This is a genomic window from Pseudoalteromonas rubra, from assembly GCF_001482385.1.
Classification (GTDB): domain Bacteria; phylum Pseudomonadota; class Gammaproteobacteria; order Enterobacterales; family Alteromonadaceae; genus Pseudoalteromonas; species Pseudoalteromonas ardens.
Genome location: NZ_CP013611.1, coordinates 1,296,601 through 1,319,218, shown reverse-complemented (window position 1 = coordinate 1,319,218; position 22,618 = coordinate 1,296,601). Strand labels below are relative to the sequence as shown.

At 46.1% G+C, this 22,618-nt stretch carries 16 protein-coding genes; 9 read left to right on the top strand and 7 right to left on the bottom strand.

All coding sequences use genetic code 11. From position 1 onward, the window contains the following. Window position 1 precedes the first annotated feature (1 nt). From AT705_RS05870 to AT705_RS05860, 3 genes are all read left to right on the top strand, one after another. The gene (locus AT705_RS05870; protein WP_058795873.1) at window positions 2-1,408 is read left to right on the top strand and encodes an imelysin family protein; all 1,407 of its coding nucleotides are present in this window, start codon (window positions 2-4) and stop codon (window positions 1,406-1,408) included. Window positions 1,409-1,418: 10 nt separating this feature from the next. After that, window positions 1,419-3,647, top strand: a complete 2,229-nt coding sequence (locus tag AT705_RS05865) for a TonB-dependent receptor family protein (RefSeq protein ID WP_237113816.1) — start codon at window positions 1,419-1,421, stop codon at window positions 3,645-3,647. Window positions 3,648-3,755: 108 nt separating this feature from the next. Further along, a complete protein-coding gene (locus AT705_RS05860) occupies window positions 3,756-4,733 on the top strand; it encodes a sterol desaturase family protein (protein WP_058795871.1) in 978 nt (325 codons plus the stop codon). Between the two features lie 56 nt (window positions 4,734-4,789). Here AT705_RS05860 and AT705_RS05855 read toward each other — a convergent pair whose 3' ends face one another. Both AT705_RS05855 and AT705_RS05850 read right to left on the bottom strand, forming a co-directional pair. Continuing rightward, entirely contained in the window at window positions 4,790-5,074 is a 285-nt protein-coding gene (locus AT705_RS05855) for a hypothetical protein (protein WP_010382259.1), read from the bottom strand. 284 nt (window positions 5,075-5,358) lie between these two features. Further along, window positions 5,359-6,930 (bottom strand): cation:proton antiporter family protein, encoded by a 1,572-nt coding sequence (locus AT705_RS05850; protein WP_058795870.1) that lies wholly within the window; start codon window positions 6,928-6,930, stop codon window positions 5,359-5,361. A gap of 214 nt (window positions 6,931-7,144) precedes the next feature. Between AT705_RS05850 and AT705_RS05845 the strand changes: the two genes are divergently transcribed. Both AT705_RS05845 and AT705_RS05840 read left to right on the top strand, forming a co-directional pair. Continuing rightward, on the top strand, window positions 7,145-7,888 hold the full coding sequence (locus tag AT705_RS05845; RefSeq protein WP_058795869.1) for a sporulation protein: 744 nt from the start codon (window positions 7,145-7,147) through the stop codon (window positions 7,886-7,888). 50 nt (window positions 7,889-7,938) lie between these two features. Then, entirely contained in the window at window positions 7,939-8,373 is a 435-nt protein-coding gene (locus AT705_RS05840) for a GNAT family N-acetyltransferase (protein ID WP_058795868.1), read from the top strand. A 57-nt stretch (window positions 8,374-8,430) separates the two neighbouring features. Here the strand turns inward: AT705_RS05840 and tpx are convergent, their stop codons facing one another. Further along, a complete protein-coding gene (gene tpx, locus AT705_RS05835; RefSeq protein ID WP_058795867.1) occupies window positions 8,431-9,018 on the bottom strand; it encodes a thiol peroxidase in 588 nt (195 codons plus the stop codon). Window positions 9,019-9,220: 202 nt separating this feature from the next. Between tpx and AT705_RS05830 the strand changes: the two genes are divergently transcribed. Both AT705_RS05830 and AT705_RS05825 read left to right on the top strand, forming a co-directional pair. Then, window positions 9,221-10,225 (top strand): response regulator, encoded by a 1,005-nt coding sequence (locus AT705_RS05830; protein ID WP_049863986.1) that lies wholly within the window; start codon window positions 9,221-9,223, stop codon window positions 10,223-10,225. 4 nt (window positions 10,226-10,229) lie between these two features. After that, on the top strand, window positions 10,230-11,201 hold the full coding sequence (locus tag AT705_RS05825; protein ID WP_058795866.1) for a sensor domain-containing diguanylate cyclase: 972 nt from the start codon (window positions 10,230-10,232) through the stop codon (window positions 11,199-11,201). A gap of 51 nt (window positions 11,202-11,252) precedes the next feature. On the opposite strand, the gene AT705_RS05820 is transcribed toward AT705_RS05825, so the two are convergent. From AT705_RS05820 to AT705_RS05805, 4 genes are all read right to left on the bottom strand, one after another. Continuing rightward, window positions 11,253-12,764 carry a SpoVR family protein gene (locus tag AT705_RS05820; RefSeq protein ID WP_058795865.1) on the bottom strand — a complete coding sequence of 504 codons (1,512 nt, stop codon included), beginning with the start codon at window positions 12,762-12,764 and terminating at the stop codon, window positions 11,253-11,255. Window positions 12,765-12,778: 14 nt separating this feature from the next. Beyond that, window positions 12,779-14,059, bottom strand: a complete 1,281-nt coding sequence (locus AT705_RS05815) for a YeaH/YhbH family protein (RefSeq protein WP_058795864.1) — start codon at window positions 14,057-14,059, stop codon at window positions 12,779-12,781. Window positions 14,060-14,082: 23 nt separating this feature from the next. After that, a complete protein-coding gene (locus AT705_RS05810; RefSeq protein ID WP_058795863.1) occupies window positions 14,083-16,005 on the bottom strand; it encodes a PrkA family serine protein kinase in 1,923 nt (640 codons plus the stop codon). 424 nt (window positions 16,006-16,429) lie between these two features. Then, window positions 16,430-17,011, bottom strand: coding sequence for a Fe-Mn family superoxide dismutase (locus tag AT705_RS05805; RefSeq protein WP_010382239.1), 582 nt, complete (start codon window positions 17,009-17,011; stop codon window positions 16,430-16,432). Between the two features lie 273 nt (window positions 17,012-17,284). Between AT705_RS05805 and AT705_RS05800 the strand changes: the two genes are divergently transcribed. Both AT705_RS05800 and gltB read left to right on the top strand, forming a co-directional pair. Then, window positions 17,285-17,632 (top strand): Grx4 family monothiol glutaredoxin, encoded by a 348-nt coding sequence (locus tag AT705_RS05800; RefSeq protein WP_046006741.1) that lies wholly within the window; start codon window positions 17,285-17,287, stop codon window positions 17,630-17,632. A 525-nt stretch (window positions 17,633-18,157) separates the two neighbouring features. Next, a complete protein-coding gene (gene gltB / locus AT705_RS05795) occupies window positions 18,158-22,618 on the top strand; it encodes a glutamate synthase large subunit (RefSeq protein WP_058795862.1) in 4,461 nt (1,486 codons plus the stop codon).

Here is a 22,618-nt window from a genome sequence, read left to right as displayed (position 1 = left end):
AATGAAAATACAATCCAGACCTCTTTTATTGGCTGTAGCCATTGGGTTGGCATTAAGCGGGTGTGGTGAAAGCACATCGAGCTCTGCGGGTCCAGGTTATAAACAAGCAGCTAACCCGGGCGATAACCAAGACTCGAGCAATGACAATCAGGATTCGTCAAACGACAACCAGGATTCGTCAAACGACAACCAGGATTCATCAGGTGATAATCAGGATTCGACGGGTGATAACCCTAATTCTGGTGATGACAATAATCAGACAAGTTTCAGTCAAAAAAAACTGATTGCTAACCTGACTGATAATGTATTTACTCCTACCTTTCAACAGTTTGCTAGTAAAGCAAGTGCTCAGCCTGATGTAATACGGGCATATTGCGATCTGGAAACTGTGTTTGATCCGACATTGAATGATGATGCGGCAAAAACAGCAAGAGATGAAGCAAAGCTGGCTGCGCAGAATAGCTGGAAAGAAACGATGGTGAGCTGGCAGCATGCCGAGTTAATGATCGTCGGTCCGCTTTTGGAAGATGATAAAGCACTACGTAAAGACATCTATTCCTGGCCGGATACCAACTATTGTAATGTTGATCAGGATGTAGCTTATTTTGCGCAAGGTGACATTAACGGTGTTCCTTACGACATTAGCAAGCGCAGTGACAAGCGTCGCGGCTTGGATGCGCTCGAATATTTACTGTTCAACAATGATCTCAATCATAGCTGCTCGACTGCGGCCAGTGGACAAGTTTTGGCTCAATGGAATACGTTAAGTGAACAGCAGCGACGTACGATGCGTTGTCAATATGCAGTGGAAGTTTCTGGTGATCTTAAGACGACGTCTGAACGTTTGATGTTCGAGTGGGCGGGAGACCAGGGTTATGCTGCTAAGTTGAAAAAGGCGGGTGAATCAGGCAGTGAGTTTACGTCTGTTACTCAGGCTGTTAATCATATCTCAGATGCCTTGTTTTATATGACTGAAGAGTTGAAAGATTATAAGCTTGCCACGCCATTAGGCATGTTTGCTAACCAGTGTGGCATTGATCTGTGTCCTGAAGCTGTTGAGTCTCGTTTTGCCAAGCATTCTATAGAGAATATTCAGGCCAACATAGCTGCTTTTGAGCAGATTTTCTTGGGTCAGGGCACAGACAGTGAAGACACAACAGGCTTTGATGATTTCCTGGATGAGCAAAATGCCAGCCAGACCAAAGAGGTTATGTTGGCTGGTATCGCAAGCGCTAAGGCGGCAACTGGCGCACTTGATGACAGTTTACAGCAATCTCTGGAAGAGAATGTCGCTGGAGTGCAGAATACGCATGACAAAGTGAAGGATGTTACGGATCAACTAAAGAATGATTTTATCCAAAAGCTGGCACTTGAACTTCCAAAAACATCGGCAGGTGACAATGACTAAAGGACCTATGATGAAGAGATCTATGTTAGCCATTGCCGTTGCGCTGGCTGCGCCTCAGGCACTGGCAAATGATGACGTAAAAAGTGACGACATGGAGCATATTCAGATCCTGAGTCATTACGATAAACTTCGCACAGAAGCGGGCTCTGCAACACTGTTAAGTGAGGAGCAATTAGCGGAGTTTGAGTATGATGATATCCATCGTATTCTAGCGTCAGTACCGGGAGTGAATATCCGTGAGGAAGATGGCTATGGCTTGCGCCCTAACATCGGCTTTCGTGGTGTAACACCAGAACGAAGTAAGAAAATCACCATTATGGAAGATGGTGTGTTGATTGGCCCGGCACCTTATTCAGCACCAGCTGCATATTATTTCCCTGTGACAACTAGGATGACAGCCGTTGAGGTCTTTAAAGGCCCTGCTGCTATCAAACATGGGCCACAGTCTGTCGCTGGTGCACTGAACCTGGTGACTCGTGCTGTACCTGAGTTTTCGGAGGGTGCCATTGATCTTGCCATGGGCAGTGACGGATATACCAAAGCGCATGCGTATTTTGGGTCTGTAGTGAACAATGTTGGGTTTTTACTCGAAGGGGTGAATCTGCAAGCGGATGGGTTTAAAGACCTGGATGGTGGTACAGATACCGGATTCGAGAAAAATGACCTGCTGGCAAAGTTCAATTATAAGCTGCAACAAGGGGAGTTTGAGCACACGTTCGGACTTAAGCTCAGTTATGCTGATGAGCTTTCTAATGAAACGTATCTTGGCCTGACAGATGCGGATTTTGATGCTACGCCTTATCGTCGTTATGCAGCATCTCAGCCAGACAACATGGATACTAAGCACAGTCAGGTGATGTTCTCCCACCATCTGAAGTATCAGGATGTGAGTTTAACGTCGCGTGTTTATCGTAATGACTATGAACGTGCCTGGCTTAAGCTGGATGGAGTGACCAATACAGAAGCAACATTGCCTGAGATACTGGCAAATCCGCAAGATGAAGAGTATCAACGTTTGTACCATGTATTAAGTGGGGTAGAAGATTCGATCCCATTTAGTGGGCGACCAAACTTCCTTAGTATGGGGACGAATGACAGAGAATATTTCTCACAAGGTATGCAGGTAGATGGCACAGCTAAGTTTAAATTGGCAGGCTATGACAATACCCTGTCATTTGGTGTGCGCTTTCATGAAGACGAGATTGAGCGTAAGCACTTTAAAGAAACCTACGGGATGAAAGATGGCAGTGCGTTTAATCTGGGCCTGGATAAGGTTTATACCTCTCAGAACACCGAAAATACCAAGGCCTGGTCTGTCTATCTTGAGGACAAGGTCACCATAGATGCCCTGACTCTTGGCCTGGGTATACGTGGTGAGCTGATGGATATGGCGTATCAGGATACTGTTAATGCGGATGACTGGCAGGACAAAACCACACGGATCTGGTTACCGGGTATGAGTGGCTTCTATCAGTTGTCGGAAGACTCCGGTATTTTGTTTGGCGTTCATCAGGGTTTCTCTCCAGCATCGCCGCAACAATCGGTTGATATCGAAATTGAGAAGAGCACTAACTATGAATTCGGCGGCCGTTTTAATGATGGGATAACGCAGCTTGAGGTAGTAAGCTTTTTCAATGATTACAGTAATTTGAAAGAAAGCTGTGGTCAGTCTAACTGTGGTGCGTTGGAAGTCGGCAAAGAGTTCAACGGTGGTGAGGCACATGTATATGGTCTGGAAGCCCAGTTTAGTCAGCGTTACCCTTTGAACCTGCAAATTGATATTCCTTACGGGTTTGTGTACACCTATACCAAAGGTGAATTCAAAAACGATCGATACACTAATTTTGCGCAATGGGGTCATGTGAAAAGTGGTGACGAGCTGCCATACTTGCCCGAGCACCAGGCTAGCTTTAACATTGGTGTATCTGCCCCGGACTGGCGTGTATCGCTTGCTGTCAAGTATGTTGGCTCTATGTCTGAAGCGGCTGGACGAAGCTGGGATAGCAGTACAGATCCGAATGCGCCAAATGGTAGCTATGACCTGGTACTTGAAGGCAAAGAGGTGTCAGCGATCACAACCGTTGATCTGTCAGCTGTTTATGAGCTGGGCAAATATGGTCAGGTCTACGCTAAAGTTGATAACCTGCTGGATGAGACCAAGATTGTTAGTCGTCGTCCTTATGGGGCTCGACCAGGCAAACCTCGCCAGTTTACATTGGGTTATAAGTACTCATTCTAATCTGAATGAAACAATGTCAGATGCACAATCTGCGGTGTATATGACATAATTATGTATACTAACAGGGCCACTCATTAGTGGCCTTTTTTACAGGAGTCAGTCCACTTTATGATCGAAACGCTCTGGCAAAGCTTGTTATCTTTGCCCGGTTATTTACTGGATGCAAATAAACGCATTTATTGGCTGTACCTGCTGAGTGCAGTGGTGATGGCTGGCCTGGTTTACAACAAACTGCAAGGCCCTCGTTCGCTTAAAGGTTTCCTGGGGTTTCTGTTCCCGCGTGATGTGTGGTTGTCTGACAGTGCGAAGCTGGATTATGGCTTATTTGTCGTCAACAAATTGATCAAAGCCCTGACTTTTGCACCTATCGTATTAACTATGGTGCCGGTTGCGATTGCTGTCTCTGATGGTCTCGAATGGCTATTTGGGACACCTCTGCATTTGGCCTGGGATGATTCCGTGGTGATTTTTCTGTTTACACTGATGTTGTTTTTGGTCGATGATTTTACTCGCTATCTGTTACATCTGGCGTTACATAAAATCCCGTTTCTTTGGGAATTTCATAAGGTGCATCATTCTGCAAAAGTGCTGACCCCATTCACCATTTATCGCTCCCATCCGGTTGAAAGTTATTTGTATGCATGTCGAATGGCTTTGACGCAGGGGGTTGTGGTTGGGCTGGGCTACTTTGTCTTCGGTACGGCGCTGAGTATGTTTGATATCTTAGGTGCGAATGCTTTTGTCTTTCTATTCAACATTTTTGGCTCAAATCTGAGGCATTCACACATCTGGTTCAGTTGGGGAGACAAGATAGAAAACTGGTTTATTAGTCCGGCACAACATCAGATCCATCATAGTGCAGATCCGGCTCATTTTGATACGAACCTGGGCTCGGCGCTGGCCATATGGGACAGAATGGGCAGGAGCTTGATCCGCGCATCAGCAGTGAGCAATATTGAAATCGGCGTAGGTCGTTATGATGCTGGCCATGATAGCTTGAGCGCCATATATCTGAAACCGCTGCGAGAAGCGTGGCTTAGCGTGTTGTCTAAAAAAGCGCGTGGCGATGTGAGAGAAGAGAAATAGGCTGGCGACGGGCATTGCCAGCCTATAAGGGAGAGTAGGCTCCCATAAATTGAGACTTAGTGCACCTGACCTGGCGAGGTGCGGTAGAATCCCAGTGCGTTTAGTTGTTCAATAATCGCTGGGTCGTCTAATCTGTCAGGGGTTGCCTGATCGCGTAAAAAGTGTTCTTTAGGGACCGCATGCATGTCCAGCATTTTGTGAAAAAGAATGTCCCTAATTGTCAACGCTGTCATTCCTGAATCTTGTATAGCATCCAACTGCGCTTGCAATTTTGCGAGCGGGCCTGCACTTGCATCATCCACCGCTGCAGGAAAGTAAGAAGCCGATTTATTTTTTAACATGCTTGCCCTCTCGAATAATATGGTCCCCACTCAATGTTCCTGATTAAGGGGTATAAGTATAAGATTTAAATTGAGAAAATAGATTAGTGCAACCTACCTACTGAGCTCAGTGTACTTCGAATTGAGGGGCAATTACCAACGATGATGTAAAGCTTTGTAAATCGTAGAGTTACAAAACCGCCAGAGTTATGTGCCTGATTTTTAGACGTCTAGATGTAACTATATGATGCGGAATTAGAAATAATTCTCAGTACCCTTATCGATACTGAGAATTATTTTTTAGTCTATGAAAATAATTTTTCTTTAACGTGTTCTGCGAAGCCGCTACCGGCCTCCAGGTAGAAGTTATAAGTGGAATGTACCCCTAAATCTTCAAGTTCTTTTTGCTGATCCGGGTAGTTGGCGATAGCAGTAACCTGACCTGAAAAGCCTGACGCTTTTAGCTGCTCCAGTGCGTAAATATTCTGCATGTGTTTTGGCATTGCCAGCATAACCATAGCAACATTGGAGTGATTGACGCGTTGCCAGAAGTCAGGGTCCGTTGCATCTGCCAGTAGTACGCGACGTTCCAGACTAATATGCTTTTCGACGACTTCGGGCTTGATGTCGACCCCTGCGACTGAGCCCGGATAAGAGGCATGAATGGTCTCATAAGCACCTGTGCCAATACGTCCCATGCCAAAGATCACGATACGTGTGTCGGTCAGATTAACAGGTAACTCTTCTTCGAGCCGCTTATCACTCTCGAATTTAACCAGCAGGGGTTCCAGCTTCACGTAGATTTCATTGGCTTTCTTGTTGAGCGGTGTGGCCAGCACAAATGTAACTGAGACAGCCAATGCGACCACGGCGAGCCAGTCGGCGGTGATCATGCCACTGCTGGCAGCGACAGCACATACGATCAGACCAAATTCACTGTAGTTTGACAGTGTAAATGCGCTGAGTAGTGACGTCCGGGCACGCAGTCTGAACATGTTGGTATAAAGATAATAAATAAAGACTTTAACTGGTAGCACGACGGCAAGTAGCACGGCAATCAACACGGCTTCGAGTGAGATATTGGCATTCAGTCCGATGTTGAGGAAAAAGCCAACCAATAAGATATCTTTAACATTCAGCAAAGCTTTGGATAGCTCGCCTGCTTTTTTATGTGGCGCAAACAACATGCCTATTATCAGTGCGCCCAAATCACCTTTCAGACCAGCTAACTCGAACCCGTGGTAACCGAGCACAAGTGCAAAGAAAAACCCGAACAAGGGTAAGAGTTCGCCGTGCTTTGAGCGGTTGAGTACCCAGAATAGCAGCGGTCGCAACAGTGGCAGTCCAACTAGCAGAGCAAGCGCCCATATGTTGGGAGATTTTCCTGTGCTAATAGCGAGGAAGATCACTGCAAAAATATCCTGCATAACCAGGATCCCGATGGAAATTTTACCATGCAAGCTGGCCATCTCGCCTCGCTCTTCCAGTACTTTAACTGCAAATACGGTACTTGAAAAACTGAACGCAAACCCAACCAGACAGGCACTTTGCCAGGACAAGTCGACAAATAAGGGTAAGCCAAACGCACCCAACATCAATAACAGGGAGGCGAAGAAGGCAATGCTGGTGAACAGGTGTAAGCTGGCGGGCGCCCAAACCTGAGGTTTAATCAAATTCGAAACCTTCAGTTTTAAACCAATACTGAACAGTAATAGTGTGACACCCAAGTCGGCCAGCTGGGTGAGTAAATCGGTACTGCTGTGGCCTAACAGATTGAGCACAAAACCCGCCAGCAAAAAGCCAATTAAAGGCGGGAGTTTAAGTTGGTAGACAGAAAAGCCACAGGCAAAGGCAACGGCAAAGTACAGTAATTCCATAGTGATTCAGTCAAGTCGAAGGTGTTAGCAGTGTAACAAAACAATCTGATATATAAATGAAAAATTGGCTGCTCTAGTGAATGGTAAGTGCCGCATGGCGATTGTTATAAGGTTTATCCTCAACTATTTAGCTGATTGCTATAAATTTTCGCTGACAAACCAGAAAAAATGTGGTTAAGATGCGGATAAGGGGACATCCTCGAGAGGAGATAAGATGTTTAAAAAGCTCTTGGCATCCGTAGGTATTGGTGCCGCGAAAGTAGATACAATTTTAGAAACAGAACACCTGCATCCGGGTCAGAAATTTCAGGCCCAGATCGTTGTTGTGGGTGGAGATGTCGAACAAGAAATTAGCGGTTTAGAGTTAGCGCTGATGACCAAAGTCAAGGTTGAAGGAGACAATGGCGAGTACTACGCAAATCAGGTCATTGAAAAGTGGCGTGTGGGTAGCCAATTCACCATAGCACCAGGTGAGAAAAAAGTGCTCCCGTTTGAGGCCCGGTTGCATTCAGAAACCCCAATCACTGAAATTAATGCGCCGTATAACCACAGTTATGTGTGGCTGGAAACCGGATTGGATATCGATCTTGCTTTAGATCCCAGTGATAAAGACCTATTGCATATTTATCCAAACGAAGCGGTTAAGAACTGTTTAATGGCTATGGAGAAGCTCGGCTTTCGGATGATTAAAGCGGATGTTGAGCGTGGCTATTTGAAAGCGTCGAATTTTCAGTCGGTATCTGGTTGCTATCAGGAAATTGAATACCGCCCGGCGAATACGTCTTTGTTCGGGCTTCAGGAAGTTGAGTTATCCTTTGTGCCGGAAGCACATCGCACCCATGTGTTGATTGAACTCGACAGAGCCTTTCGTGGAGATGGCTATGTAGACCTGACAATTGAGCATGACCACGTGAACCTGTCTCAACTGTGCGATCAGCTTGAAAGGCTATTTGCCTAACTCTATTCTACGCCTCACCGGAGGCGTATCTACCCACAGTGATAAAACCCATGCAAGTTAAAACCTTTTACCAGTTGTCACACGACGAGCTCTTCAGCATTTTGAAGACCCGAGTTGCCGTGTTTGTTGTTGAGCAAGCCTGCGCATATCAGGAAGTTGATGAAGTTGACAGAGCCGCTGATACACTTCATGTTTTCTTAATTCAGCAGGGTGAAGTGCAGGCTTATGCACGGTGTTACAAGCCGCAATCTACTGTCAGTGCAATTGGACGTGTGTTGGTGTCACCAGAATGTCGTGGGAAGGGAGTTGCACAAACTTTGATGGCCCGAGCGATAGAAGCTTGTCACGCACACTATGGAGCACAACCGATAAAAATCGCAGCGCAAACTTACCTGACTCAATTTTATCAGTCTCTCGGTTTTGTACCTTGTGGCGAGGCCTATCTGGAAGATGGGATTGAGCATATAGATATGATATTACGCTAGGTTAGGTACTGGTATACAGTGCTTACTGTATACCAGGGCAGTAGCATATTATGCTAGTCAGAGTTGTTTAAGTGCTTCGATGGCACCTTGGTAGTCAGGCTCACTGGCCAGGTTACTGACTAACTGCTTGTATACGACTTTGTGGTCTTTGTCTAACACCAGAACTGCTCTGCTCAATAGTCCCATATCTTTAATGTAAAGTCCGTACTTAGCGCCAAAGTCGCGCCAGACTGAATCCGACAGGGTATCAATTTGGTCGATGTTTTCTGTTTTACAAAAACGCTTTTGTGCAAAGGGTAGGTCCGCACTGATGGTGAGCATTGCCACGTCTGCAAACTCCTCAGCTACTTTTTCATTGAAGTACTTGGTTTGCAGACTACAGATCCCGGTGTCCAGGCTCGGCACCACACTGATCAGAACGGGCTTGCCCTGATAGTTGGCTAAGGTAACAGGTACAAAGTTGCCATCGACAACTTTGAATTCCGGTGCAGCGTCCCCGACTTTAATACCCTGGCCTAATAAGGTTACAGGCTTCCCCTGAGCGTTGACTTTGCCCGCGTCAACCAGGTTCTCAGGCAGCTCACTGGCATGGATTGGGTTGGTCATTGTCAATAAAGACGCAGCAAGCAAGGTGATGATCCGCATAACGTATTCCCTTTTAAATTTTTTGCAATTCTCGTCAGTGTATTATACTGAAATTATATAACCAACCTTTGCAGTAAATTGGATTGTAAATCGGCCAAGCTTTGATTACCATGTAGGTCCCTAAATGCTGCTGTGCCATAACTATAATTAGAAAAATTAAGGCTTCTTACAACGAGTTAGCCGCTAAGCGAAGAGAGCTTTTATGTCAACACCTGTCCTGATATGCGATGATTCAAAATTGGCTCGCCGGCAACTGGCGCGGTCATTGCCGGACGACTGGGATATTAAAGTAGAATTTGCTGAGCACGGCCTGGACTGTATTGAAAAAATAAAAGTGGTCTCGCCAGAGATACTTTTTCTAGATTTAAATATGCCTCACATGGATGGATATGAGGTGCTACAAGCAATAAACGAACAAGGATTGAATGTTTTGACAGTCGTCGTCTCTGGAGATATCCAGCCAAACGCGCACCAAAGAGTCATGGAGCTAGGTGCAATAGATTTTATTCGAAAACCCTGTGATGCCGCGAAGTTGGAAGAAATCATCACGCATCATGGGATCAAAGACAAAGCCATCCGGGCCAATCTGGTGCATAAACTCGGGGAGCAACTTGAACCTGAGATCCGTGATATCTATCAGGAAATTACTAATGTGGCAATGGGCCAGGCTGGTGATCTGCTAGCTCGTCTGTTGAACGTTTTCGTGGAATTACCTATTCCGAATGTCAATGTCCTTGAAGTCAGTGAACTGCATATGGCATTGCAAGCCATCGATGCCAGTGCAACAACATCGGGTGTGTGTCAGGGGTTCATTGGTGGTGGCGTGTCCGGAGAAGCCTTACTGCTGCTCAATGATTCCAGTTTTAAAGAAATTGCGTCGCTGATGAGTTATCAGGGAGAGCTCAACCAAAAAGTGGAGCTTGAGTTGCTCATGGACATCAGTAATATTCTGATAGGGGCAATATTGACAGGACTCTCGAAGCAACTCGACATGCCATTCAGCCAGGGTCATCCTGTGGTACTAGGACAGCACTGCGAAGTGTCTGAACTGGTGAAGGCAAATAAAGCCAGATGGCAGCGTACGTTAGCGATTGAAATTAGTTACGGGATCGAAAACCATGACATTAATTGTGATTTAATGTTGTTGTTTACCGAAGACTCACTAAAAACACTCAAATATAAAGTTGAGTATCTGCTAGAAGATTAAAATTATGCCTGCATCTGATTTTGACATGAATGAGATCCATTGGTTAATGGATATGTTTAACACAGTGGATGTCGGCCTGGTTGTGCTGGATAGGCAGTATCGAGTGTGCGTCTGGAATGGTTTTATGGAAAACCATTCTGGATTATTGCCAAGCGCGGTTAAAGACAAAGACGTGTTCGACTTGTTCCCTGGTATTGACGAAGCTTGGTTTAAGAGTAAATCAGAACCTGTTTTTGTATTGAAGAATCGCTCGTTTACTATCTGGGAGCAGCAGCCCTATATTTTTCGGTTCAAGAATTATCGGCCAATTACTGGCAAGGCCGACTATATGTATCAAAATGCGACCTTTATTCCACTGACGACAGTGACCGGCGAAGTGGGGCACATCTGTGTCATCATTTACGATGTGACTGACGAAGCCATGAACAAGCTTGAGCTTGAAAAGGTCAATAAAACTCTGGAAAAGATGAGCCGCACAGATAGCCTGACTAAACTGGCCAATCGGGGCTACTGGGAGGAGAGCTTAAGGACAGAGTTCAAACGCTTGCAGCGCAGCCATGGTAGCAGCAGTTTGCTGATGTTCGACATCGACTTCTTTAAGCGTATAAATGATGCCTATGGACATAGCGGTGGTGATGAGGCTATTCGCCATATCTCAGATCTGCTGCAAAAGACACTCCGTGAAACAGATGTTGCGGGGCGTTATGGTGGTGAAGAGTTTGCGGTAACGTTAGTTGATACTGACGCCGAAGGGGCCAAAGTATTTGCTGAGAGGTTGCGTAGTTTAATTGAGAACTCAGTCATCTATTATGATAATAAAGAAATTAAATTAACGGTGAGTCTGGGCATTGCCTGCTGTGACGACAATTTTGAAAAGTACGAGCAGTGGATAGAGGCCGCCGACACCGCTTTGTATCATTCAAAAGAAAATGGTCGTAACACGGTGACTGTATACGACCCTTCGATGGCTCATTAACTAAGCCTGGTATTTGTAAAAACAAAAAAGCCCTTTTTAAAGGGCTTTTTGCTATAAAGCGTCTTCTTTACTTTCCTGAGGACACTGGCCTAATATGTTCACTGACCCATCGTCCTGAAGCTCTTCAAGCTTAACGGGGAAGCCCCACAACCGATACAAATGCTTTATAACCTCTTTCTTTGAATCTGCAAGAGGCACTTTGTTATGTGGTACGTACCTCAAAGTAAGTGAGCGGTCACCTCGTATGTCTACATTGTAAACCTGAATATTGGGCTCATGGTTACTCAAGTTATAGTGAGCAGACAGGCTATTTCTGACTTTCTGATAGCCCGATTCATCATGAATAGCGCCAACCTCCAGATGAGGGGACTTTTCCTGATCTATAATGGTGAACAGCTTAAAATCGCGCATGATCTTTGGCGATAAAAATTGGCTCACAAAACTCTCATCTTTAAAATTTTCCATAGCAAAGTGCAGGGTATCCAACCAGTCTTTACCTGCAAACTCCGGAAACCAATACTTGTCTTCATCAGTCGGGTTCTCGCAGATCCGACGTATATCGACCATCATATTGAAGCCCAGCGCATAGGGGTTAATGCCCGAGTAAAATTTGCTGTTATAGGGAGGCTGATAAACAACATTGGTATGGCTTTGCAAGAACTCCAGCATGAATGCATCGCTCAACTTACCCTCGTCATATAGGTGGTTAAGGATTGTGTAGTGCCAAAATGTCGCCCACCCCTCGTTCATGACTTGCGTTTGTCGTTGTGGATAAAAGTACTGAGAGACTTTGCGTACAATCCGTATTATCTCACGTTGCCAGGATTCTAGCAGCGGTGCGTTTTTCTCGATGAAATACAGGATATTTTCCTGCGGCTCAGATGGGAACTTGACGTCTTCTCGTTCGTCCTGTTGCTTGCCTTGTGGAATGGTTCGCCAAAGTTCATTGACTTGTGACTGCAGGTAGTCCTCACGCTCTTTTTGACGCTTCTGTTCCTCGTACATTGAGATCTGTTGAGGGCGTTTATAGCGATCCACGCCATAATTCATCAGGGCATGACAAGAATCTAGTAGGTTTTCTACCTCATCTATCCCATATTTTTGTTCGCACTTGGCAACATAGTTTTTTGCAAAAACCAGGTAATCAATAATTGAAGAGGCATCTGTCCAGGTTTTGAACAGGTAATTGCCTTTGAAAAACGAGTTGTGTCCGTAGCATGCATGTGCCATAACCAGCGCCTGCATTGGCATGGTATTTTCTTCCATCAGATAGGCAATGCAAGGGTCTGAGTTAATCACAATTTCATAAGCGAGTCCCATTTGCCCTCGTTTATAAGTTTGCTCGGTCTGAATAAACTTCTTACCGTAAGACCAGTGCGCATAGCCAATGGGCATGCCCACGCTGGAGTAGGCATCCATCATCTGCTCTGCGGTGATCACTTCAATTTGGTTCGGATAGGTATCCAGTCTGTAATGGGCCGCTACACGGGCAATCTCAGCCTGATACTCTTCAAGCAGGTCGAACGTCCAATCCGGGCCATCATTTAGCGGGTTATACGTCATAGGCACTCCCCTTGTTAGGCTGCATTCTGTTGTCGGTTTTTCTTAAACAGCTCTCTGAATATCGGATAGATATCTTCCACTGACCGAATATGCTGCATGGCAAAGTTGTCGAATGTGTCCGCAATACCTTGGTATTCGCGCCACAAACTCTGGTGAGCACGTGTGGTGATTTCGATATAGGCGTAGTAACGCACCGTGTTTAGCAGTTTGTTCGTTAGTATATCAGTACAGTGTGGAGAGTCATCTGCCCAGTTATCGCCATCAGATGCCTGCGCAGCATAGATATTCCAATCGCCCTGCGCGTATCGATCAGCGATAATTTCATCCATTAACTTCAACGCACTCGATACAATGGTACCGCCGGTTTCCTGCGAGTAGAAAAACTCCTGCTCGTCGACCTCTTTGGCCTGCGTATGGTGGCGAATATAAACAACTTCAATGTCTTTGTAGGTACGTGTTAAGAACTGATATAGCAAAATATAAAAGCGCTTTGCCATATCTTTAGTTGCTTGATCCATTGAGCCTGATACATCCATCAAACAAAACATAACAGCTTTGCTCGTAGGGTGTGGTCGCTTTTCGTAGTTTCTGAACCGCAAATCGTAATTATCAATGAATGGGACTGCATCAATCTTGCGTTTGAGTTCTGCGATTTCCTGCACTAGTTGTTGGATCTCGGTTTGCTTGGGAACAGGTTCCTGTAACAAGAGCGCTAGTTTTTCTTCCAACTCTTTGAGTTGTTTTCTTTTGCTGGCTGTCATGGCAATTCGGCGTGCAACAGATCCTTTTAAAGATCGTACAATGTCGAGATTGCTGGGCATACCGTCATTACAAAAGCCTGCTCTGTGTGTTTTCATTTGTACCAATTTGTCGAGCTGGCTTTTTTGCAAGTTTGGTAACTCAAGGTCTTCAAACAACAGGTCAAGATATTCGTCTTTCGATATGGAAAAAACGAAATCATCCTGGCCTTCACCTTGATCGCTCGCATTACCCTCGCCAGCGCCTCCGCCCTGACCAGAGGGCGGGCGCTGAATTTTGTCACCTGTTGTGAACTGATCGTTGCCTGGGTGAATGTGCTCGCGATTACCACCTTTGCCCTGATGGAAAATTGGCTCGCTGATATCTCGCTGCGGTATAGAGATGCTCTCACCGCTGGAAATATCAGTGACACTTCTTTTATTGATGGCATCAGAAACAGCTTCTTTTATCTGTTTCTTGTAGCGTCTAATAAAGCGCTGACGATTCAGCGTGCTTTTATTCTTGCCATTCAGTCGACGATCGATGAAATGTGCCATAGAACACCCTCCAACCGCTAATGTTATTGAGATTTTCTAACCCGTAAATACCACTCGGAAAGTAAGCGGACTTGCTTCTGGGTATAGCCTTTTTCCATCATACGATTGACAAAGTCTTCGTGTTTTTTCTGATCTTCAGCTGAGGTTTTCGCATTGAATGAGATAACCGGTAGCAGCTCTTCTGTGTTTGAGAACATTTTTTTCTCGATCACCGTCCTGAGTTTTTCGTAACTGGTCCAGACAGGGTTCGCGCCATTATGGTGAGCGCGGGCTCTCAAGACAAAGTTGACGATCTCATTACGAAAATCTTTGGGGTTTGAAATACCAGCTGGCTTTTCAATTTTCTCAAGCTCAGCATTGAGCGCCGCTCTGTCGAATAGCTGGCCAGTATCCGGGTCGCGGTATTCTTGATCCTGTATCCAAAAATCAGCATACGTAACATAACGGTCGAAAATATTTTGTCCGTACTCTGAGTATGATTCGAGGTATGCTGTTTGTAGCTCTTTACCAATAAACTCGACGTATTGCGGGATCAAGTAGCCTTTCAGGTGGCTGAGGTATCGCTCCTGAACTTCGGCACTAAACTGCTCACGTTCAATCTGCTGTTCCAGTACATAGAATAAGTGTACAGGGTTTGCAGCAACCTCTGCATGGTCAAAGTTAAATACGCGAGACAATATCTTGAATGCAAAGCGCGTAGACAGGCCAGTCATACCTTCGTCGACTCCGGCGTAGTCTCGATACTCCTGATAAGACTTCGCTTTTGGATCTGTGTCTTTGAGGCTCTCACCGTCATAAACACGCATCTTAGAGTAGATACTGGAATTTTCAGGCTCATTGATACGCGACAGAGTCGAAAACTTAGCCAAGGTTTCAAGCGTACCTGGTGCACAAGGTGCAGTTTTAAGTTCGCTGTTTTCAATGAGCTTTTTGTAAATCTTAACTTCTTCTGAAACACGCAAGCAGTACGGCACTTTAACGATAAAGACCCGATCCAGAAACGCTTCATTGTTTTTATTATTTTTGAATGATTGCCATTCGGACTCGTTGGAGTGCGCCAATATGATCCCGTTAAAGGGCAGAGCAGAGATACCCTCTGTGCCGTTATAATTACCTTCCTGCGTCGCGGTGAGCAATGGATGTAGCACTTTAATGGGGGCTTTAAACATTTCCACAAATTCCATTAAGCCCTGATTCGCTAAACACAGTGCGCCTGAATAAGAGTATGCATCCGGATCATTTTGAGCGTAATGCTCCAATTTCCGAATATCGACTTTACCAACCAATGCGGAAATGTCCTGATTGTTTTCATCGCCAGGTTCAGTTTTCGCGATGGCTGTCTGGTCTAAGATAGAGGGATAGCGTTTTACCACTCTAAATTTAGAAATGTCGCCGTTAAATTCATGCAATCTCTTGGTCGCCCAGGGGGACATCACGGTGCGTAAATAACGACTGTTAATGCCGTACTCTTTGTTGAGTAACTCACCGTCTTCGAGCGGATTAAACAAGCTCAACGGGTGGTCGTTGACCGGAGAGCCTTTAATTGCATAAATGGGCACCTGTTGCATCAGGTATTTGAGCTTCTCGGCAATCGAAGACTTACCCCCACCGACCGGGCCGAGTAAGTAAAGTACTTGCTTGTACTCTTCCAGGCCTTGTGCGGCGTGTTTTAGGTAAGAAACGATCTGTTCAATGGCGTCTTCCATGCCATAAAACTCATGGAAAGCTGGGTAGCGCGCGATCACGCGATTTGAGAACAGGCGGCTGAGCCGCGCATCTGTCGAAGTATCAACCATTTCAGGTTCACCAATTGCCATTAGCAGGCGCTCAGGGGCGCTCGCATATGCAGCTTTATCTTCTTTACATATTTCCAAATATTCCGCAATCGTGAACTCTTCTTCTTGGGACGCTTCGTATCTGGACTGGTAGTGCTCAAATATACTCATAATGAACTCCAATAACCTGTTGATGATGCGGTCTCTTAATGCAAGGCTACTTAAAGCTTAGTCGGGTTATTTAAAAATTGCCTAAAAATTCCAGTAATTTAATGTCTATTCAGCTCAATGCATTAGTGCGGAATGTGGGTGCCAATTGACTTTAAGGAGCTTTTACTTACAGATTTCATATAAATGGTCTAATTAGGATAGTAAGGCAGGTATCTTTGTGCCGATTGGCCGGGTTGAAGATGTTTGTCAGTCCCTGATTTGGTGTCAGCAGCTTATAACGGAAATGGCCTATGCGGATTAGATCGCAGGTGATGGAATTGAAGTATTATTTATTGGGATAACGGGGCGGTGATAAGTGATGGCAATCAGATATAAAGGGCAACAAAAAAGGCGCTAAAACGCGCCTTTTTGCGTTATCTCAGAATTAAGCAAGGTTTGCGTTTGCGAAATCCCAGTTAACCAGTGCCCAGAAACCTTTCAGGTAGTCTGGACGAACGTTACGGTAGTCAATGTAGTAAGCGTGTTCCCACAGGTCTACAGTGATGATTGGCGTTACGCCTGCTTCTGTTAACGGAGTCGCTGCGTTAGATGTATTAACGATATCCAAAGAACCGTCAGCAAGTTGTACCAACCAAGTCCAGCTAGAACCGAAGTTGTTAACAGCTTTATCATTGAATGCTTCCTGGAATGCTGCGAAAGAGCCCCACTTTGCATTGATAAGCTCAGCGACTTTACCAGTAGGCTCACCACCTGCATTTGGTGCAAGGCTGTGCCAGTAGAAAGTGTGGTTCCAGATCTGTGCCGCGTTGTTGAATACACCACCTTCTGAGTTACATACGATTTCTTCTAAAGATTTGTTCTCAAGGTCTGTGCCCTGGATAAGGCCGTTCAGTTTTACAACGTACGTGTTGTGGTGTTTACCGTGGTGGAACTCAAGCGTTTCCTGAGAAATATGCGGCTCAAGCGCGTTGATAGCATACGGAAGTGACGGTAGTTCAAAAGCCATGTTAATCTCCATTTCGTTGTTTAATTGTCAAAGCAAATAAAAGCAATATCTTTCTTAGCTTACATTTCTATACGATTTGACGGCATATAGTGATACTATAATTCCTGAGTATTTTACTCAAGTTTTGGCAAACAGCAATGGCAATAGCCAAGACTTGTAAAATGAATGGCTCAGATTGCATTTATTTTGTACGGGCAGAGTAACGGCTGACAGGCAGTGCCCGACAAAGCGGGTGCGGTTATGAGTTATGCTATCGTCATTTTGAGGTAAATAATGGAAACCATTGAAAAGATTAAACAGCAAATCGCAGAGAATCCGATCATTCTATATATGAAAGGGTCACCTAAGTTACCTAACTGCGGTTTTTCTTCGCAGGCATCTCAGGCGCTGATGGCGTGTGGTGAACAGTTTGCTTACGTCGATATTTTGCTTAACCCGGACATTCGTGCTGAGCTGCCTCATTATGCCAACTGGCCGACTTTTCCGCAGCTGTGGGTTGAGGGGGAGCTTATCGGTGGGTGTGACATCATTATCGAGATGTTCCAAAAAGGCGAATTGCAGCCATTGATTGCTGAAACTGCCGCTAAGTACAAAGAAGACGACGCTGAAAAAGCCGAGTGAGTCTGATTTAACTCATAGTGGGGCATGTGACTGTTGGTTGCATGCCCCTTTTTTGTTTCTTTTCCCTCCTTTCTGATCTTGGTCCGCATCAGCTTATTTGTGCTTTTATCATTGATATCTTTTCTCTTGTTTCACGGTGTACTTTAAGTTTTGCAACACTCAGTTTACGCATGCGTCAAGCGCGCGTCCTGTACAAATCAAGGGGTTGCCAAATTCACAAGATGAATAGTGAATATTTATTCATTATAATGGTTGGGTTACGTTAACGTAAACTTCCCCTTTTTTGTGCGGTTTGTCCTATTTTTTTGATTTGATACCGGTGTCATTTTGTGGTTCTCTACCTTTATTCAATATATTTTTATATGAGAAGAAGTGGTTTGAGTACCTTTTAATGAGAAATATTCATGTATGTGAATAACTATTCTTTATTGTATTGACTCGAATACTAATCAAGGCTAGCTTTGATTATCTGCCAGTAGTTCGTCTGAAATTACCGGCTGGCAGTTGTAGCAAGGGGAGGAGTCCATGTTATATGACTCGGCATTAGAAAAAGAAAACTGTGGTTTTGGCTTGATTGCACACACGCAAGGTCAGGCGAGCCATAAGCTGATCCGTACGGCAATTACTGGCCTAGATAGAATGCAGCACCGTGGGGGCATAGCTGCGGATGGAAAAACTGGAGATGGATGTGGCTTGCTGCTGCAAAAGCCTGATAGTTTTTTCAGAGCAATCGCGGCTGAAAATGACTGGCATCTGGGGAAAAACTATGCCGTGGGTATGGTGTTTCTTAACCAGGATACGTCGTTTGCCAGGCAAGCACGTGACATCATCAACGAAGAATTAGAAAAAGAAACTTTAACGCTCGTAGGGTGGCGGACAGTACCGACAGATCCAGGCATGTTAGGTCCTATTGCCACCGAGCAATTACCTCAGTTTGAACAGGTGTTTGTGTCTGCACCGGAAGGGTGGCGACCAAAAGACCTGGAGCGCCGACTGTATATTGCGCGACGACGTATTGAAAAGCGCCTGGAAGCAGATCCGGACTTTTATATAGCGAGTCTGTCAGGCCTTGTCACTATATACAAAGGCCTGATGATGCCGGTCGATCTGCCAAACTTTTATCTGGACTTGGCAGACATCCGTATGACAAGCGCTATCTGTGTATTTCACCAGCGCTTTTCAACTAACACGCAACCGCGTTGGCCGTTAGCGCAGCCATTCCGGTATCTGGCGCACAATGGCGAAATAAATACCATTACCGGCAACCGTCAGTGGGCAAAAGCGCGGGCTTATAAGTTTGCTTCGCCGTTGTTGCCAGACTTGCAAAATGCTGCGCCGTTTGTCAATGAAAGCGGTTCAGACTCTTCCAGCCTGGATAACATGCTCGAATTATTTCTGGCTGGTGGCATGGATATCTTTCGCGCGATGCGTATGTTGGTGCCGCCTGCCTGGCAAAAAAACCGTGCTATGGATGATGAGCTCAGAGCATTTTACGACTTTAACTCAATGCACATGGAGCCGTGGGATGGCCCAGCAGGTATCGTGATGTCTGATGGTCGTTTTGCGGCGTGCAATCTGGACAGAAATGGCCTGCGACCTGCGCGGTATGTGATAACGCAAGATGGTTTTATTACTTTGGCTTCTGAAGTCGGAATTTGGGATTACGAGCCCGATGAAGTCATTGAGAAAGGCCGTGTTGGACCAGGTGAATTGTTGGTGGTGGACACACTGCATGGCAAGATCTGGCAATCCGACGAAATCGACGAAGATCTTAAAGCCAGACACCCATATAAAACTTGGCTAGAGCAAAACGTGAAGCGGCTGACACCATTTGAAGCCCTGGCTGAGGCGGATGCGGGTCAGAGGGATTTTGATGACGATACCTTGCTGACTTATCAAAAGTTGTTTGCGTACAGCAACGAAGAAATTGAGCAAGTGATCCGGGTGATGGGCCAAAATGGTCAGGAAGCAACAGGGTCTATGGGAGATGACACGCCATTCGCTGTGTTGTCGGAAGGGATCCGTTCGCTCTACGACTACTTTAGACAAAAATTCGCACAGGTTACCAATCCACCAATTGACCCGTTACGTGAAAACCACGTGATGTCACTGGCGACCTGTATTGGTCGTGAGCAGAATGTGTTTAACGAAACCACCGGGCATGCTAAACGGCTCCAGTTTGATTCACCAGTTTTGACCTATTCAGACATTCAGCAATTGTTGGCTGCTGACGATGACCATTACAGTGCGTGTCGTATTTCATTGCACTACGATCCGCAAACCGAAAGTCTGCAAAGTGCAATCGCTCGAGTCTGTGATGAAGCACAGGAAAAAGCGGCGCATGGCTGTGTGATGTTGTTATTAAGCGACCGAGCTATCAGTAAAGATACTATGCCGATACCCGCAGCGATGGCAGTCGGAGCAGTACAGCAACGGTTAGTAAATACCAATCTGCGTTGTGACTCTAACATTATCGTGGAGACGGGCAGTGCGCGCGATCCACATCAGTTTGCTGTATTGCTCGGGTTTGGTGCAACCGCTATCTATCCATACCTGGCTTACGAGACGCTGGTTGCTTTGTGCGACAGTAAAGTCATTGATAAAACTTATCGCGATGTCACTCTAGCTTATCGCAATGCGATTAATAAAGGCCTGTACAAGATCATGTCCAAAATGGGGATCAGTACAATCGCGTCTTATCGTTGTTCTATGCTGTTTGAGGCGGTCGGTCTGTCAGACGAAATCGTTGATATGTGTTTTAAAGGTGTCAGCAGTCGGATACAGGGTGCAGGCTTTGCGGAGTTTGAGGCTGACGGCGTGCAGTTACACAAGCTGGCGTATAGTAAGCGCAAGTTACTGTCACACGGTGGTTTATTAAAATTCGTCCATGGTGGCGAGTATCATGCCTATAACCCGGATGTTGTACAGTCACTCCAGGTTGCAGTGCGCTCCGGTAATTACACGGATTATCAAAAATATGCGGATCTGGTAAACAACCGGCCAGTGACCAATTTACGGGACTTACTCAAGCTCAATACCAGCGGTCCTGCAATAGATGTTGATCAGGTTGAGCCTGCCACTGAGTTATATAAACGTTTTGACTCAGCGGCAATGAGTATTGGCGCGCTTTCACCAGAAGCTCACGAGGCCCTGGCGATTGCTATGAACCGGCTTGGTGGCTGTTCTAACTCCGGTGAAGGCGGTGAGGATAAACTCCGCTTTGGTACGGAGAAAAACTCGCGTATCAAGCAAGTGGCATCAGGCCGTTTTGGGGTGACACCCCATTATCTGCAAAGTGCCGATGTGATCCAGATAAAGGTCGCGCAGGGCGCGAAGCCTGGAGAAGGCGGTCAGTTACCGGGTGAAAAGGTGACGCCTTATATCGCTAAATTAAGATACTCAGTGCCTGGGGTCACGTTGATCTCTCCACCGCCGCACCATGATATTTACTCCATTGAGGACTTAGCGCAGCTGATCTTTGACCTCAAGCAAGTCAATCCTCAGGCCATGGTTTCTGTCAAATTGGTGTCTGAGCCTGGAGTGGGCACGATAGCCACTGGTGTGGCGAAGGCCTACGCAGATTTAATTACCATAGCGGGATATGACGGTGGTACAGGCGCCAGTCCGCTTACCTCGGTTAAGTATGCCGGCAGCCCCTGGGAGCTTGGTCTCGCTGAGACTCAGCAGGCTCTGGTTGAAAATGGGCTGCGTCACCGCATCCGTTTACAAACGGATGGTGGCTTGAAAACCGGTCTGGACATCATCAAAGCGGCCATTCTCGGCGCTGAAAGCTTTGGCTTCGGCACCGGACCTATGGTTGCGCTGGGTTGTAAATACCTGCGTATTTGTCACCTCAATAACTGTGCGACAGGTGTCGCAACACAGGACGAGACACTGCGACAGAAGCACTACCATGGCCTGCCAGAAATGGCGATGAATTACTTCCGCTTTATCGCTCAGGAAGCGAGAGAGCTTATGGCGTCGATGGGGGTAAGCAAGCTGACCGATCTGATTGGTCGAACGGACCTGCTTGAGGTGCTGGAAGGCACGACTGCAAGACAGCAAAAGCTTGATCTACAACCTTTACTGGCAAAACCTGCGAATCCTTCGGGCGAAACGCTCTATTGCAGTGCGCCGAATACATCGCACTACCAAGGACAACTTAATGAGAGCTTACTGGATAAGGCAAAGCAGGCGATAGACGATAAAACAGGCACCTCTTTGGTGAATCGGATCAAAAATACCGATCGCTCTGTGGGCGCCATGTTGTCTGGCTATATTGCATCTCGTCATGGCAATCAGGGAATGGCTGCTGATCCTGTTGTGATTGAACTACATGGTACTGCCGGACAAGCATTCGGTGTGTGGAATGCCGGAGGTCTGGAAATGACTCTGGTTGGCGATGCGAACGACTACGTTGGTAAAGGCATGGCGGGTGGTAAGTTGGTGCTGCGCCCACCGGTTGGTTCGAGCTTCCAGACGCACCTTGCCACGATTGCTGGTAATACCTGCTTGTATGGGGCCACCGGCGGTAAGTTATATGCAGCTGGTCGCGCTGGAGAGCGCTTTGCAGTGCGTAATTCAGGTGTTCAGGCCATAGTGGAAGGGCTGGGTGATAATGGTTGCGAATACATGACTGGGGGCGTGGTATGCGTGCTTGGTCAGGTGGGGGTTAACTTTGGTGCTGGTATGACAGGCGGTTTTGCCTATGTGTTGGACGAAGCGGGGGATTTTGATAAACGCTATAACCCTGAGCTAGTCGAAGTGTTGTCGTTGGAAGGGCTGGCAACCATGCAGGAGCACTTGCGGGGTTTGATCGCAGAACATCTTGAGCACACGTCATCATGCCGGGCAGAGCAGATCCTGGCTAACTTTGAGCTGTATGTGCCTATGTTTAGGCTTATCAAACCAAAATCTAGCGATGTGAAGAGCTTGTTGGGGCATCGTGCACGCAGCAGTGCTGAATTACGTGTACAGGCACAGTAG